This window comes from Nitrincola sp., from assembly GCF_048264025.1.
GTDB lineage: Bacteria > Pseudomonadota > Gammaproteobacteria > Pseudomonadales > Balneatricaceae > Nitrincola.
The window spans coordinates 136,263-152,754 of sequence record NZ_JBLXDN010000004.1; the positions used below are offsets into that span (position 1 = coordinate 136,263).

A 16,492-nucleotide genomic window follows, 5' to 3' on the forward strand; every position below is an offset into this window, starting at 1 on the left:
AAGCTAATGTAGTTTCGCTTTTAATTTCTGTCAATTGTTTTTAGATTTGAAGGTTTATCGTCTTAAGCACTGGATTGCAGGTTACAGGCAGAGAAATTCGTACATTGAACAGGTACAATTGACTCACTAGAGTAACATACAAGTGTTGCTTAAATAATGATCAGTGTCAGGATTTACACCTATTATGCAAGCTCATACCAGTTTTAAATTTAATCGTTGCCAGTGGATTCAGTCATTGGCGGTAGAGGTTAGTGAGTTCGAGCACATTAAAACCGGCGCAAAACATTATCATATTCATGCTGATAGTGATGAAAATGTATTTCTTGTAGCCTTGAGAACTATGCCGGAAGATTCCTCTGGTGTGGCACATATTCTGGAACACACCGTGCTTTGCGGCAGTGAGCGTTACCCGGTACGCGATCCGTTTTTTATGATGACACGGCGTTCGCTAAACACCTTCATGAATGCCTTTACCAGTAGTGACTGGACGGCCTATCCATTTGCCAGTCAGAACCGCAAGGATTATTTCAATCTGCTGGATGTATACTTGGATGCGGTATTTTTCTCCCGTCTTGATCCGCTGGATTTTGCCCAGGAAGGTCATCGGATGGAGTTTACCGAAGCTTCTAATCCTGCATCCGAGCTGACCTATAAAGGGGTGGTGTACAACGAGATGAAAGGGGCAATGAGCTCCACTGTTTCAACCCTCTGGCAGAGCCTGTCTTGCTATCTGTTTCCGCAAACCACTTATCACCACAATAGTGGCGGTGAACCTGGCTGTATCCCTGATCTGAGCTATGAGCAGCTGTTGAGTTTTTACAAAAGCCACTATCACCCCAGTAATGCCGTGTTTATGACCTTCGGCAATCTGCCTCCATCTGAGTTGCAGGAGCGTATGGATACGCTGGCCTTGTCACGCTTTGAGCGCAGTGGACTGCAGCTTCAGGTCAAAGATGAAAAGCGTTATTTCGCACCCATGTGTGTTGAAGAAGCCTATGCCTGTGATCAGCCGACGCTGGAAGGGCATACGCATCATGTCATGGGGTGGTTGCTGCCTCGCTCTATTGATACTAATGCCTTAATGGAAGCGCATCTTCTTACTCAGGTGCTGCTGGACAATTCCAGCTCACCGCTGCGTTCCGTGTTGGAGTCCAGTGAGCTTGGCAGTGGTCCATCACCCTTATGCGGTCTGGAAGATTCCAATCGCGAAATGAGTTTTTTGTGTGGCATTGAAGGCAGTGAACCAGAACGGGCCGAAGCTTTTGAAAATCTGGTGCTGACAACCCTGCAGCAGATTGCTGAACAGGGTGTGGACCCGCGCATGGTTGAGGCTCAGCTACACCAATTAGAGCTGTCTCAGCGTGAAATTACTGGTGATGGCATGCCTTTTGGTCTGCAGTTGATTCTGGCTGGCTTATCTGCCGGAATTCATCGCGGTGATCCGTTAGAAGCGCTGAATATTGATCCGGCGCTGGAAGCCTTGCGCGAAAAAATTAAAAGTCCGGATTTTATTCCTGAACTGATTCATCGCTGGTTATTGGATAATCCACACCGTGTCAGACTGACATTACGCCCAGATGCTGAGTTGGCAGAGCGTCGAAATGCAGCAGAAGCGGCTAAGTTGGCCAGTATCAAGGCAGGACTATCTGATGCCGACGCTGAGGCATTAGTGATACAGGCTCAAGCACTGGAGGCGCGTCAACTGCAGGTGGATGACGACAGCATTCTTCCCTGTGTCACCCTGGAAGATGTGCCTTTAGCCTTGAATCTGCCCCAGTCCTCTAGTCTGCCATCACTGGCGGGTAAAGGCTGCTGGTATTCAACCGGTACCAATGGCTTATCCTACCAGCAAGTGATTGTTGGCCTGCCACAGCTGACTGAAGCGCAGCTTGCGCTCCTGCCACTCTATAGTCACTGCTTGACTGAGTTGGGTTGTGGTGAGCGCGACTACAAAGAGAATCAGGCTTATCAAAGTGAAATTTCCGGTAGTGTTTCAGCCTCTACAAGCGTGCGGGGTGCGCCAGATGATGAACAGCAAGTAACCGGTTATCTGGTATTGTCAGCCAAGGCGCTGGCTGTGAATCAGGAAAAACTCACAGCACTTTTGGCGGAAACACTAACCTCAGCACGTTTTGATGAACATAAGCGGATAAAAGAAATAGTGGCGCAGATGCGTTCACGCCGTGTCAGTGGAATTACTGGCCGAGGTCACGGACTGGCCATGCAGGCTGCTTGTGCGGCACTGAGCCCAGCTGGCAATTTGGCACACATAACCACTGGCCTGGAAGGTATTCGTCGTTTGAAGGCGCTGGATAAAGCCATGGGCGATGAAGCAGCACTGTTGGATCTGGCACAGCAGTTACAAACCCTGCATGATTTGATTCGGGTTGCACCGCGACACTTTCTGTTGGTAGGTGAGGCTGAGTTTGAGGCGTCGATGGATAAGGTATGCCGACAGATCTGGCAGGGCGTGCCGGAACAGGCTGAAAATTTCAGTGCCTTGCAGTTACCTCAGACGCGTGAAGGTGTTAAGCAAGTCTGGTTGGTGGATACGCAAGTAAATTTCTGTGCCATGGCATTTCCGACAGTACCGACTCAGCATCCAGATGCGGCCGCGCTAACGGTGTTGGGTGATTATCTGCGTAATGGTTTTTTACACCGCGCCATACGTGAACAGGGCGGGGCTTATGGTGCCGGTGCCGGTCAGGATAACGGCAATGCCGTATTCCGCTTTTTCTCTTACCGAGATCCGCGATTGGAAGCCACCTTGCAGGACTTCCTTGCGGCCAAAGACTGGGTGCTGAATACCCTGCCGGAAAAGGCCAAAGTGGAAGAAGCTATTCTGGGTGTGGTCAGCTCTATAGATAAACCAGGATCGCCTGCAGGTGAAGCGAAAAAAGATTATCACGCCAACCTGTTTGGCCGTACTCAGGAAGAGCGTCTGCATTTTCGTCAGCGTATTTTGACCGTCACAGAGGAAGATCTGCAGCGTGTGGCCAGAACCTGGCTTAACCCTGATAAGCAAAGTGTAGCGGTGGTTTCCAGTAGCAAGCTATCTACGGAGTTATCGGATGATTATCAGCGTATAGAAATATAATCAGCGTCTATCTTATGACTCCATTAACGCGTGGTGCGTTGCTTATTGTTGTGTCAGAAATATTTCTGGTAGGGAGTGGTATGATCATTCGGCAGGTGAGTGCAGACCTGCCGACTGAGGTGATTGTGCTGATGCGCAATTTGCTCAGCCTGGTGTTAATGCTGCCGTGGATACTAAGATATGGTAAACGGCAGCTACCCACACAACGTATCCATCTGCACTTCATCCGTGCCTTGATTGGCGTGTCGGCCATGAGCTGTCTGTTTTACTCCTGGGCCCATCTGCCACTAGGGCAGGCGGCCATGCTGAAACAAACGGCGCCATTCTTTTTACCCCTCATTGCACTCTGGTGGCTGAAAGAGCCCATATCGAACCGAGTTAAGGTGGCTATTTTGGTCGGTTTTACCGGTGTGGCACTGATTCTTCAACCTGATCAAGGTGTGCTGCACCTTGCTGTCTTTGTCGGGTTATTCGGGGCGATGCTGGGTGCGTTAGCTAAAGTCAGCATTCGTTCGATGCGCGGCAGTGAGTCACCGCAAAAAATAGTGTTTTACTTTGCCTTCTTTGGTTCTTTGTTAGCGGCTATTCCCGCTGCATTGAATTGGGTGATGCCGAGCGCTGAACATTTTGCTTGGTTGTTCGGCCTTGCGGCCACATCGACCCTGGCACAGCTACTGCTTACTCGTGCCTATGGACTGGCACCAGCGGGTCAGCTCGGACCCTTTACCTATGCGTCGGTGATTTTTGCTACGCTGATGGGGTGGCTGCTCTGGCAGGAAGTGGTGAATCTGCTCACCTTTATTGGTATTGCAATAGTGTGTTTGGCGGCGGTGATTATGCTTCGGGGTAAGCGGAGTTTCGGGTAAGGGTATACACCACCTCTGTTGCCGGTTTTTTCTTCGCCCACACCCCTTCAAAGCGGCCTTTTCGTGTCACATCGAACCATTCGGAAAATAGTTGCTGCACTTCTGCTTCGCGCACGCAAAATGGAGGGCCTTTTAGCATTCCATCTTCATATTCCAATGAAATTAATAAGATGTGAGCCCCTTCTGGCAGTAGACGCGCCATATGATGGGCATAATCGACCCGCATTTCGGGTGGGAGAGCGATTAAGGAAGCACGGTCGTAGACGGCGTCTATCGGTGCTATGTCGGCTGGCGTTAATTTAAAAAAGTCACCGGCAAGTAAGCGCAATTGTTCCGCTTGGAAGCAAACAAAGTCTCCCTGTTGCTGACGCGTGAAGGGGAGTTGGTTTTCGGTGAAAAACTGCGCTAACGCTATCTCACTCAGTTCGATTCCCAGAACAGCGTGGCCTTGTTCACGTAACCAAAGCATATCAAGACTTTTGCCGCACAAGGGCACAAATACCGGTGCATTATCACCCAGGCCGAGTTCCTGCCAGTGACTTTCCAGATAGGTATTAATCTCTTCCTGGTGAAAGCCGATCTGATTCAGCTCCCAGCGATCATTCCAGAATTTATGTTCCATAGTTGATGAGTCCTGAGTCCAGATAATCTATTTAAACAATTTAATTCTTGTCATATCCCAGCAAAATACCAACGCTTATTTCTGCTCAGGTTCATAACCCAGGTTTGGCGCCAGCCAGCGTTCAGCTTCTTGCATGGACCAGCCTTTGCGTTTGGCATAGCTCTCGACCTGGTCTTCACTGACTTTGGCCACACCAAAGTACTGTGAGTCCGGGTGGCTGAAGTACCAGCCACTTACGGCTGCCGTGGGTAGCATGGCGTAACTGTCAGTCAGGGTAATGCCGATATTTTCTTCAACATTGAGCAGTTGCCAAAGCTGACCTTTTTCGGTGTGCTCCGGGCAGGCCGGGTAGCCGGGTGCGGGCCGGATACCCTGATACTTTTCTTTGATCAGCGCCTCATTATCCAGTTGCTCATCCGCTGCATAGCCCCAGAATTCACGTCTGATGCGGGCATGCAGGTGCTCAGCAAAGGCTTCTGCCAGACGGTCGGCCAAGGCTTTGACCATAATGCTGTTGTAGATGTCCTGCTGTGCTTCATACTGCTCAACCAGTTCATCAGTGCCAAAACCGGTGGAGACCGCAAAGCCGCCAATCCAGTCCTGTTTGCCTGAGGCCTTGGGTGCCACAAAATCAGCCAGGCACATGTTGGCCTTGCCGGGAATTTTTTGCATCTGCTGTCGCAGGTGATGAGTGCGCATCAATACTTGTTCACGGGATGAGTCCGTGTAGAGCTCAATATCATCGTGACCCACCTGATTTGCCGGAAACAGGCCGATGACAGCGCGGGCGGTCAGGCGTTTATTGTCGATCAGGTCGGTTAACATCGCTTGAGCATCGATAAACAGTTTGCGTGCTTCAACACCCACAACGGCATCATCGAGAATACGGGGGAAACGTCCAGCCAGTTCCCAGGCCTGGAAGAAGGGGGTCCAGTCGATATATTCCCGCAGTCGGTTCAGATCGTAATTATCAAATACCTGGATACCGGGCTGCAAAGGGGTGGGTGGGGTGTAGTCTTGCCAGTCAATCGGAAAGTGATTAGCGCGGGCCGCTTCCAGGGTGATGCGGCGTGTATCACTTTGACGCTCGGCATGTCTTTCGCGCACCGCCTGATATTCTTCTTTTATCTCTTTGATAAAATTATCTTTCTTTTCTTTTGATAGCAGCGAAGACGCCACACCTACAGAGCGTGAAGCATTGGTAACGTGCACCACTTGATGGTTTTTGTAGTGGGCCTCAATCTTGACGGCGGTATGGGCTTTGGAGGTGGTGGCACCCCCGATCATCAGTGGGATATGAAAGTCCTGACGTTGCATCTCTTTGGCGACATGCACCATCTCATCCAGTGAGGGCGTAATCAAACCGGACAAACCGATAATATCCGCTTGTTGTTCGCGCGCCGTTCTTAGAATGGTTTCGCAGGGCACCATCACGCCCAGATCGATCACTTCAAAGTTATTACACTGCAGTACCACGCCAACAATGTTCTTACCGATATCGTGAACATCACCCTTCACTGTGGCCATGATCACTTTGCCTGCCGAGCTGCTGGCATTGTCGGCCTTGGCGGCTTCAATATAGGGCATCAGGTAGGCGACGGCTTTTTTCATCACCCGCGCTGACTTGACCACTTGCGGCAGGAACATCTTGCCAGCGCCAAACAGGTCGCCAACGATACCCATGCCGTCCATCAGTGGGCCTTCAATTACCTGAATGGGTCGATCAAACTTCTGTCGGCATTCTTCGACATCCTCATCAATGTAATCGGTAATGCCTTTAACCAGGGCATGTGCAAGACGCTCCTCAACACTCAATTCGCGCCAGGCCAAATCCTGAGTGGAAACGGCGACGGAGCCATCACCCCGGTATTTTTCTGCCAGCTCCAGCATACGCTCGGTACCGTCGGCACGGCGGTTAAGCACGATGTCCAGGACATGTTCACGTAGCTCGTCTGGCAGATCGTCATAGATCGCCAGTTGCCCTGCGTTCACTATTCCCATGTCCATACCATTTTTAATGGTGTGATAGAGAAACACACAATGGATGGCTTCACGCACCTTGTCGTTGCCGCGGAAAGAGAAGGACACGTTAGAGACACCACCCGATACCATAGCGTAGGGCAGGTGCTGCTTGATCCAGTGGGTCGCCTGAATAAAGTCGACAGCGTAGTTGTCGTGTTCTTCTATGCCGGTGGCAATAGCGAAGATATTGGGATCGAAGATAATATCTTCCGGTGGAAAGCCAACCTCTTCGGTGAGCACCTTGTAGGAGCGTTCGCAGATTTCGATTTTGCGCTGATAAGTATCGGCCTGACCGGTTTCATCAAACGCCATCACCACCACAGCGGCGCCATAGCGGCGGATCTTGCGTGCCTGTTCGATGAAGTTCGCTTCACCTTCTTTCAGGCTGATGGAATTGACGATGCCTTTACCCTGAATACGCTTCAGGCCTTGTTCAAGAATTTCCCACTTGGATGAATCGAGCATGATCGGCACCCGGGAGATATCCGGCTCGGAAGCGATCAGATTGAGGAAGCGGATCATCGCCGCTTCGGCATCGAGCATGCCTTCGTCCATATTGATGTCGATAATCTGTGCGCCGGATTCTACCTGCTGTCGGGCAACATCCAGAGCGGTTTCGTAATCACCTTCCTTGATCAGGCGACGAAAGCGCGCCGAGCCGGTGACGTTGGTGCGCTCGCCAACGTTGACGAACAGGGTTTCGGCACCGATGTTCAAAGGTTCCAGACCGGCCAGTCGGCATTCGACGCGAATCTCCGGCAGTGGGCGAGGGGCGCAGTGTTCTATAGCTTCACGGATGACCCGGATATGCTCCGGTGTGGTGCCGCAGCAACCACCGACTATATTGACGAACCCTGACTCAGCCCATTCCTTGATTTCAGCTGCCATCTGTTCCGGCGTTTCATCGTATTCGCCAAAGGCGTTGGGCAGGCCGGCGTTAGGGTGAACTGATACATAGGTTTCAGATATACGTGATAGTTCTTCTACATACTGGCGCAGTTCTTTAGGCCCCAGTGCGCAGTTAAGGCCGATAGTAATCGGGCGGGCATGGCGTACGGAGTTCCAGAAGGCTTCTGTCGTCTGGCCAGACAGGGTGCGGCCAGAAGCATCGGTGATGGTGCCAGACACCATCACCGGCAGACGCAGTTGATGCTCATCAAAGTACAACTCAACCGCGTAGATTGCCGCTTTGGCATTCAGGGTATCAAAAATGGTTTCGATCAGAATCAGATCTATGCCGCCTTCGATCAGGCCATCAATGGATTCGGTATAGGCTTCCACCAGTTCATCAAAAGAAACGTTGCGAAACCCCGGATCATTCACGTCAGGTGAAATAGAAGCGGTACGGTTGGTTGGTCCCAGAACGCCGGCGACATAACGGGGTCGATCAGGTGTTTCGGCGGTGATCTCGTCACAGGCCTCTCGGGCAAGACGTGCCGCGGCAACATTGATCTCGCGGCTGAGCGCTTGCATGTCGTAATCGGCCATAGCGATTACAGTCGCATTGAAAGTGTTGGTTTCGATAATATCGGCGCCCGCTCTGAGGTACTCAGTGTGCAAGCGGCGGATCATCTCCGGTTGAGACAGTACCAGCAGATCATTGTTGCCTTTAACATCACTGTGCCAGTCGGCGAATCGCTCACCGCGGTAATCCTCCTCTTCCAGCTTTTCATTCTGAATCATGGTACCCATACCACCATCCAGAATCATGATGCGCTGATTGAGGGTCTGTTCCAGAGATGTAAATGCTGCGGATCTGCTCACGGGATATGCCTTAGAAAATTAACCTGAAGCGGGAAGAGGATTGTACCTGAATTTCATGCCGTTTTGCCTGAGTCTGATTCATGTATGAATGAAAAACTTTTACGTTGCAGGTGCTTCTGCTGCATTAATATAAAGTTTGCAAACGATCGTTTAAAGGGTGTTTCATCCAGGATTGTCGACACCCTGGATTGTTTGTAATTTTATTTATTATCTGTAAATACGGCTAAATAGACACTTTTTTGCTATTTAATAGCCTTTATCATCCTTTTGTCTTAGTTAAATTATGGTTAAGTTTAGTTAAAGTGAGCACTCTTGTAAGGGCCAAGTGTCAACAATAATAAGGCCAGCCCCTCAATAACGCGTTTAATAACCCAATACAAAGGACCCGCTCTATGTCCTATCATGCTGAATACACAAAATCTGTCGAAAATCCGGAAACCTTTTGGGCCGAAAAAGCGGCTGACCTGCCCTGGTACAAGCAGCCACAGCAGATTCTGTCAAAGGATGAAAACGGTATCGACCGTTGGTTTGCTGATGGTGAGATGAATACCGCCTATATGGCGCTGGATTACCACGTAGAGCAGGGACGTGGCGATCAGGCCGCCGTTATTTTCGACTCCCCGGTCACGGATACCCGCAGCAAGCTGAGTTACCGCGAGATGCGTGACCAGGTGGCAAAATTTGCCGGTGTGCTTAAGCAGCAGGGTGTCGAAAAAGGCGATCGTGTTGTTCTTTACATGCCAATGGTTCCGGAAGCACTGATTGCCATGCTGGCCGTAGCCAGATTGGGTGCCGTGCACTCAGTGGTGTTTGGTGGGTTTGCACCGCATGAGCTGGCTGTACGCATTGAAGATGCCGAGCCTAAAGTTGTGGTCTCGGCCTCCTGTGGTGTGGAAGTTAAAAAGGTTATTGAATACAAACCCATGCTGGATGAAGCCTTGCGTCTGTCTGCACACAAACCTGAGTGTTGTGTGATACTGCAGCGCCCTCAAGCGAAAGCGGAAATGATTGAAGGTCAGGATATCGACTGGCATGACGCCATGGCTACGGCTGAGCCAGCTGATTGTGTGCCAGTAAAAGGCACTGATCCACTCTATGTTCTGTATACCTCGGGCACGACAGGAAAGCCTAAAGGAGTGCAGCGTGATAATGGTGGCCATGCCGTAGCACTCAAATATTCCATGAAGGCCATTTACGATATGAGCCCTGGTGAAGTCTTCTGGGCCGCTTCAGATGTGGGTTGGGTAGTGGGACACTCCTATATTGTCTATGCGCCACTGCTGGCGGGTTGCACCACAGTTGTTTACGAGGGTAAGCCTGTACGCACGCCGGATGCCGGTGCTTTCTGGCGTGTGTGTGCGGACTATGGTGTTAAAGCACTGTTTGCCGCACCGACCGCTTTCCGTGCCATTAAGAAAGAAGATGCTGATGCGGTTGAGTTCGGAAAATACGACACCTCGGCACTGAAAACTATCTTTATGGCGGGTGAGCGTCTGGATCCACCTACCTACGATTGGACTGTTGAGAAAACCGGTAAGCCGGTTGTTGATCATTGGTGGCAGACTGAAACCGGCTGGGCTATTTGCGGTAATTTGATGGGGATTGAGCCTAAACCCACCAAGCCAGGTTCTTCAACACTACCGATTCCAGGTTATAACATTCAGATCCTTGATCCGGAAGGTAATCAACTGCCACCGGGTGAGCAGGGGTCTATTGCGATTAAACTTCCACTGCCACCCAGTTGTCTGGCAACCGTATGGGGAGACTTTGAACGCTTCCGTACTGGCTATCTGACCGAGGCGCCTGGTTATTACACCACCGGTGATGGCGGCTACATGGATGAAGAAGGGTATGTCTTCATCATGGGGCGTACCGATGATGTTATCAACGTGGCCGGACACCGTTTATCGACGGGTGAAATGGAAGGTATCGTTGCAGCCCATCCGGCCGTTGCCGAGTGTGCTGTCATCGGTGTTAACGATCCGCTCAAGGGACAGGCTCCTATCGGTCTGGTTCTGTTGAAAGATGGGGTGGAAACGGAAGAAGAGGTACTGGAAAAGGAGCTGATTGCAATGGTTCGTAAAGAGATAGGTCCTATTGCCTGTTTCAACCGTGCCATAGTGGTTCAGCGCCTGCCAAAGACCCGCTCCGGAAAGATCCTCCGTAAGTTGCTGCGCCAGATTGCTGATGGTAAAGAGTACACTGTACCTTCAACCATTGATGATCCAGCCAGCCTTTCGGAAATTGAAGAGATCATGAATCAGCAAGGGTTGATTACTAAAACCTGATATGCTGATTTACTCTCTGGATCGATCAAGGCAGCTTCGGCTGCCTTTCTTTTTCTGTTTTTATCTGTCCTTCGCTGGATCGTTCAGGGTCTTTTATGCCATTCTTACACTTGGTTACTTAGATGGTAGCCGTTCAGTGTAGGTATGGAGATTTTCACCATTCAATCGAATAGATTTTCACGCCGCGTTCGCGGGTTGCTTTATGCTGGCTTACTGCTGGGCGCTACGCGTGTCTGGAGTGCAGAATTAACCCTGCAAATCGAAGGGCTTCCAGAGGATCTGGCCAGTAATGTTAAAGCCTTTCTAAGTATCGGATCCCTGGAAAGCCAGTCGATTACCAATGAAAGCCGTATGCGCTATCTGCATCGTCGTGCTGAAGACGAGGTGCGCCAATCACTTGAGCCCTTTGGCTATTACAACCCGACAGTGACAACTGAGCTGGAACAACTACCCGGCGGTGACTGGTTAGCACACTATCAAGTCGATGCCGGTGTACGCACACAGCTAGAGCGCGTTGATATTCAGATTACTGGAGAGGGGGCTAGCGACTCGGCTTTTCTGACTTTGGTCGAAAACTCCCCACTGCAAACCGGAGCGCCGCTGCGCCATCCAGACTATGAAAGTTTGAAAGGTCGCCTGCAATCTGTTGCGTCTGAGCGCGGTTATTACCGGGCTGTTTTTGAACGCTCGCGTATCGTCGTAGATCGACTGGCTAATACCGCTGTTGTAGAAGTCACTTATGCTACAGGTCAACGTACTCGAATCAGTGAAATACGTTTTTCAGACTCGCCAATTTCTGAAGACCTGCTTCGTCGTTATCTTCGCTTCAGCGAAGGTGATCCTGTGAATGTGGCACGACTCATCGATTTGCAGGGTGCGCTGATAGACAGCAATTATTTTGCCGAAGTGGAGGTTCTGCCGCTCCTTGATGAGCTTGAAGAGGGTGAAATTCCTATTCAGATCTCACTGACTCCGCGACCGCGTAACCTATACCAGGCTGGTATAGGTTTTGGTACTGATACCGGTGCCAGAATGCAGCTGGGCGTAGAGCGACGTTATGTTAATAGTCGTGGTCACAAAATGGATGCGCGTATGCGCCTGTCTCAGATACGTAACGACCTGACCGGGAGCTACATGATTCCTGGTGAAGATCCGCGCTACGATCAGTATGGGCTGCGCAGTCGTTATTCTGATGAGGATTCAGACACTATAGAGTCACGAACCTACGCTATTGGTGGTGTCTGGCAGAAGCAGATTGGTGATTGGGAGAGGGTACTGTCTCTGGATCTGGAGCAGGAGCAATATACCTTTGATGATGAAACCCGTGACCAGCTGTTACTAATCCCGCGGGCTCAATTCAACAAAACGGTGGCGGATGACCGCTTTAATACCCGTAAAGGATACAACCTGAGCTTTGGAATTGCTGGTGCATCGGAATCTTTGCTGTCTGATGTTAGCTTGTTGCAGCTCACATTGAGCGGCAAGCGTGTTGACTCTATGGGTGAGAATTGGCGGTTATTATCACGTTTCGATTTGGGTGCGCTGGTCAGTAGTAGTTTCGATCAGGTACCCGCCAGTCTGCGTTTTTATGCTGGTGGTGATAACAGTGTACGCGGTTATGATTATCAAAAACTCGGACCCGTCAGTGATCAAGGTAGTGTAGTCGGGGGGCAATATCTTATGGTCGGTAGTCTTGAGACTGACTATATGTTTCGTCCTGACTGGAGACTGGCAACTTTTGTCGATGCCGGTAATGCCTTTGATGATTACAGTGACCCGATCAAAACCAGTGTGGGTGTGGGTGTACGTTGGCAGTCGCCCGTTGGCCCGATTCGTCTGGATCTGGCCAAGCCCATCAGTGATAGCGGCTTTAGGATTCACTTTACCTTAGGACCAGATTTGTGAGATTGAAACGACTGCTACTGATCCCTCTGCTTGTGGTGTTATTGATTGTTTATCTGCTACTGGCTTTATTGTATCTACCCGGTGTTGCAGGCCTGGGTTTAAAGATAAGCCAGGGGTTTCTGCCTGACTCAGTTAAAATCGGATCAGTCTCTGGCGCCCTGACCAACCTGCGAGTTGAGCAGGTGGATTATGATCAGAACGGAACACACATAACGCTGGAGCAGTTGGCGCTGGACTGGAAACCTGCCTGTCTGTTGCAAATGAAAGTATGCGTAGAAAACCTGCATCTCGATCAACTAACAGTGCAACTGCCTGCATCTCAGCAGACCAGTGAAGAAGCCTCAGCCGGCATGCCCGAGTTGCCAGAAATTACCCTGCCGGTGCAACTGGAGTTACAATCGCTGGTGGTTACCGATATTGAATTGCACCAAGGAGAACAGCAGTTCAATCTGGAAAAATTTTCTGCGTCAGCATTTACTCGGGATCAAACGCTGGTGCTGCAAGACTTGCAGGTGCTGCAGGGTAATACCCGGCTGGAGATGCAGGCCGAACTCGAGCCTATCGCAGATTATAATCTTGTATCTGACATTAGCTGGCATATTGAACTTACTGATATTGAAACAATATTAAATCAAGAATTAACGCATCCTGTGACAGCGCCCGTGACCGGGCAATTACGGTTGTCAGGCAGTCTTCAAGACTTGCAGCTGGCGCTAGATACCCAAACGGCCACAGATATAACCGGTGCGCTAACCCTTCAGTTGCGTGCTGAAGTACAGCCTTTCAGGGAAATGCTGAGCTTGGAACGTCTGGCGTTGACGTTGCCTGACAGCGAATCCGCTATCCTGTTGAGCGGTCAAGTTGCACACTGGGCTGATCCTGAGTTAGAGCTAACCTTGGGTTGGAATAATTTGCATTATCCCATTCTGCTAGAGGAGCAACCGGCACAGTTTGCATCGCCACAAGGCGAGATAACGCTAGCGGGTCGTTTGTCGGATTACGCCTTGCAGTTGGACACAGTTTTACAGGGTGCTGATCTACCCGATGTGAACCTGGCCATGAGCGCCACAGGTGATATCGAGTCAATGCGGGATATAAACCTGTTAGCAAGCCTACTCGGCGGTGAGGTTGAAGTCAGTGGTCGGGCTGGTTGGTCGGAGCAGCCTGAATGGCAAACCCGAATTGAGGTGCGTAACTTTGACCCTGAATTCTTTAATCCTGAGCTCAGTGGCTTAATCAACCTTGAACTGCAAAGCCAGGGCAAAGTGACAGAATCAGGCCCTGCGCTCAGTGTCGAGCTACTGAGTCTTAACGGCGTGTTGCGTGAGCAGTCTTTAAGTGGTCAGGGTCGAGTAAACTACACCCCGGAGCAGATACTGGTTGATGAGCTAAACGTCTCATTGGGTGGTGCTCAAGCACTAATCAACGGCACATTGATTAATGAACAATTGGCGATGCGTGTGCAACTTTCTGCGCCAGACCTCAGCCTGTTATTGCCTGAAGCCGCCGGTGAATTTCACTTAGCTGGAGAGGTTAATGGACCCATGAATCTGCCAGCCATCCGTGCAGACCTGGAGGGCCGCGATCTGCGTTTTCAGCAGCATCGTGTGCTGACGCTTGAAGGGCATCTACGTACGGACTTAAGTGGTTCCGAGGCTTCCGAGCTGGATCTGGAGCTAAATGATCTGATGTTGGCAGGTCAGTCACTTGATAGTGTAGTGATCAGCGGAAGTGGTCGTCCAGAAGCGCACAATGTTCGGCTTGATGTAGTGGGTGACCTGCTGGATTTATCATTGGCCTTGCGTGGTGCATGGGAGCAGCCAGGTTACCAGGCTCGCTTGTCTGATCTGGAGATCTTTCGTGAAGAAGCCGGACGCTGGACGCAAGCTGATGCGTCCCAGATCAGCTTTGAAGCACCAGTATTCAGCCTGACACAAACCTGTCTTCTACAAGAAGCCGGTTCAGCTGAGCTCTGCTTAGGCGTGAGTCGCAATGCATCAGATCGACTCAGTGCCGAGTTTAGTCTCACTCAGCTTTCACTTGATTTGCTTGATCCCTTTCTACAGGGTAATCAGATTGAATCTGAGTTGAGTCTGAATGGACGTTTTTCTCAGCAGGGCAGTCAACATCCAGAAGCTGAGGTTTTGCTTACAACTTCGGCTGGACGCCTGCTGACTGCAGATGATCAGCCGAATTTTGATCTGGATCCGATCGAGTTACGGGTCAATTTGGCTAAAGATCAGCTGAGGGCCGATCTGAATGCTAACTTTAGTGAAATGGATGGGCGGGTGTTGGCGAATCTCAACATTCAGCAATTGTCGTCGCAGCAGCTACTGGATGGAGAGTTGGATATTTCTCTCAATGATCTGACCTTGGTGAGTGTGTTTGCACCGAATGCCCAGAACGTTGCTGGCAACTTGCAAGGGCGCCTGTTTATCAGTGGCAGCTTGCCTGATCCTGCTGTGCGCGGTTCGCTGCAATTGAATGATGGGTCTGTTGATTTGCCAGCACAAGGCATTACGCTGACTCCCTTGCAGTTCGAGTTGCTGGCTGAGGGTGAGCAGGCCGAAATACTGACGCTTGAGGGTTTGGTTGGATCGGGCGAGGGGGAAATAAAGCTGCAGGGGCAATTTAACCTGGAGAGCTTGCAGGGAGAGTTGAGCTTGCAGGGTGAAGACTTCCAGGCGATGAATACAGAAATACAACTGCTGATATCACCTGACCTGTCAATTCGCGTCGATGATGCTATTCGTGTGGGTGGAAGTGTAACAGTGCCTTATGCGTTGATAAGCCCGCCCAGAAGTCAGATGCAGAATGTAGTCAGGGCCTCTGATGATGTGGTCTTTACCGATCAGCTGGATGAGCCTCTGACAGAGCGAAACTTGCCGCTACTGACTGATATAGAACTTATTCTGGGTGATTCAGTGCGAGTGGACGCCTTTGGCTTTAAAGGCCGGCTGTTGGGTCGTTTGCGGATACAGGATGATGCCGTTACAGCAACGAGAGCTTCAGGATCAATTCAGGTGGAAAGTGGCGACTACCGGCTCTTTGGTCAGGAGATGACTATCCAACGTGGTAATCTTATTTTCAGTGGGGGGCCGATTGAAAATCCGGGGTTGGATCTGCGTGTTGCCCGTACAGTTGATACCGTTGTAGCCGGTGCACGTATAGGGGGGACGATACAGGTCCCTGAGTTCACACTGTTTTCAACACCGGCGATGCCTGACAGCAGCATCATGTCATATTTGGTACTGGGTCGTGGTCCAGGTGACTCATCGGCCTCTGAACAATCAATGATGTTGCAGGCGGCCATGTCGCTATCGATGCAGGGGGGCAACAACATCACCGGTCAGCTTCGTGATGAGTTAAGCCTTGATGAGTTTGGTTTTGCCAGTGATGACACCGGCGATTCGGCTTTCTTCATCGGTAAGTATTTAACCCCGAGACTTTATATACGTTATGGTGTTAGTTTGCTTGAATCGGTGGATGTATTAACGTTAAGCTATCGTCTTTCTTCCATGTGGAAAGTCGAAACGCAAAGCAGCAGTATGGGCAGCGGTGCAGATTTTTTCTATACACGCGAAAGATAGTCTTTTTGGCGCACAGGCTCATCTTAGAGCCTGGCCGTATTTCGTTGTTTACAGAGGTAAAACCACAGATGACAGACCCCGTTTCAGATTATCTGGGACAGCTGAGCTACGACCAGTTATGTCAGGTCGAAAAAAGGATTGAAAGCATCGCTAAACATAAGCAGTCAGAGCATCTGGCGGCTATAAAGCAACCCCAGCCCGAAAAAAACAACGGTTATAGAATGCCGGTATCTCCTGGATATAATAGTACTGAACAATTGGCGGAATCCTTAGGGTTGGATATCAGCGGATTATTAAAAGAGGCCAAAGCCTGGTCTCGTTAAAGTGCAGATAGAGTT

At 50.4% G+C, this 16,492-nt stretch carries 8 protein-coding genes; 6 read left to right on the forward strand and 2 right to left on the reverse strand.

Going from position 1 to position 16,492, the window contains the following annotated elements; translation table 11 throughout:
- The first annotated feature begins 184 nt into the window (after positions 1 to 184).
- Both ACN0R1_RS05045 and ACN0R1_RS05050 read left to right on the forward strand, forming a co-directional pair.
- Positions 185 to 3,097 carry an insulinase family protein gene (locus ACN0R1_RS05045; protein WP_417580569.1) on the forward strand — a complete coding sequence of 971 codons (2,913 nt, stop codon included), beginning with the start codon at positions 185 to 187 and terminating at the stop codon, positions 3,095 to 3,097.
- A 14-nt stretch (positions 3,098 to 3,111) separates the two neighbouring features.
- Positions 3,112 to 3,963 (forward strand): DMT family transporter, encoded by an 852-nt coding sequence (locus tag ACN0R1_RS05050; RefSeq protein WP_417580571.1) that lies wholly within the window; start codon positions 3,112 to 3,114, stop codon positions 3,961 to 3,963.
- On the opposite strand, the gene ACN0R1_RS05055 is transcribed toward ACN0R1_RS05050, so the two are convergent.
- The gene (locus tag ACN0R1_RS05055; protein WP_417580573.1) at positions 3,932 to 4,585 is read right to left on the reverse strand and encodes a thiopurine S-methyltransferase; all 654 of its coding nucleotides are present in this window, start codon (positions 4,583 to 4,585) and stop codon (positions 3,932 to 3,934) included. The genes ACN0R1_RS05050 and ACN0R1_RS05055 overlap by 32 nt on opposite strands.
- Positions 4,586 to 4,660: 75 nt before the next feature.
- The gene (gene metH, locus ACN0R1_RS05060; RefSeq protein ID WP_417580575.1) at positions 4,661 to 8,371 is read right to left on the reverse strand and encodes a methionine synthase; all 3,711 of its coding nucleotides are present in this window, start codon (positions 8,369 to 8,371) and stop codon (positions 4,661 to 4,663) included.
- A 392-nt stretch (positions 8,372 to 8,763) separates the two neighbouring features.
- On the opposite strand from metH, the gene ACN0R1_RS05065 reads away from it, so the two are divergent.
- The 4 genes from ACN0R1_RS05065 to ACN0R1_RS05080 all read left to right on the forward strand — a co-directional run bounded on the left by ACN0R1_RS05065 (position 8,764) and on the right by ACN0R1_RS05080 (position 16,477).
- Entirely contained in the window at positions 8,764 to 10,659 is a 1,896-nt protein-coding gene (locus tag ACN0R1_RS05065) for a propionyl-CoA synthetase (RefSeq protein ID WP_417580577.1), read from the forward strand.
- Between the two features lie 144 nt (positions 10,660 to 10,803).
- Positions 10,804 to 12,564, forward strand: a complete 1,761-nt coding sequence (locus ACN0R1_RS05070; protein WP_417580579.1) for an autotransporter assembly complex protein TamA — start codon at positions 10,804 to 10,806, stop codon at positions 12,562 to 12,564.
- Complete coding sequence (locus ACN0R1_RS05075; protein WP_417580581.1) at positions 12,561 to 16,154, forward strand: translocation/assembly module TamB domain-containing protein; 3,594 nt, start codon at positions 12,561 to 12,563, stop codon at positions 16,152 to 16,154. The genes ACN0R1_RS05070 and ACN0R1_RS05075 overlap by 4 nt, the downstream gene beginning before the upstream one ends.
- A gap of 68 nt (positions 16,155 to 16,222) precedes the next feature.
- Positions 16,223 to 16,477 carry a hypothetical protein gene (locus ACN0R1_RS05080; protein ID WP_417580583.1) on the forward strand — a complete coding sequence of 85 codons (255 nt, stop codon included), beginning with the start codon at positions 16,223 to 16,225 and terminating at the stop codon, positions 16,475 to 16,477.
- Positions 16,478 to 16,492: the final 15 nt, after the last annotated feature.

Excerpts from the sequence above, each read along its gene's own strand:
- ACN0R1_RS05070 (WP_417580579.1), top strand. The coding sequence starts at position 10,804 with ATGGAGATTTTCACCATTCAATCGAATAGATTTTCACGCCGCGTTCGC.
- ACN0R1_RS05045 (WP_417580569.1), top strand. The coding sequence starts at position 185 with ATGCAAGCTCATACCAGTTTTAAATTTAATCGTTGCCAGTGGATTCAG.
- ACN0R1_RS05055 (WP_417580573.1), bottom strand. The coding sequence starts at position 4,585 with ATGGAACATAAATTCTGGAATGATCGCTGGGAGCTGAATCAGATCGGC.
- ACN0R1_RS05080 (WP_417580583.1), top strand. The coding sequence starts at position 16,223 with ATGACAGACCCCGTTTCAGATTATCTGGGACAGCTGAGCTACGACCAG.
- ACN0R1_RS05050 (WP_417580571.1), top strand. The coding sequence starts at position 3,112 with ATGACTCCATTAACGCGTGGTGCGTTGCTTATTGTTGTGTCAGAAATA.
- ACN0R1_RS05065 (WP_417580577.1), top strand. The coding sequence starts at position 8,764 with ATGTCCTATCATGCTGAATACACAAAATCTGTCGAAAATCCGGAAACC.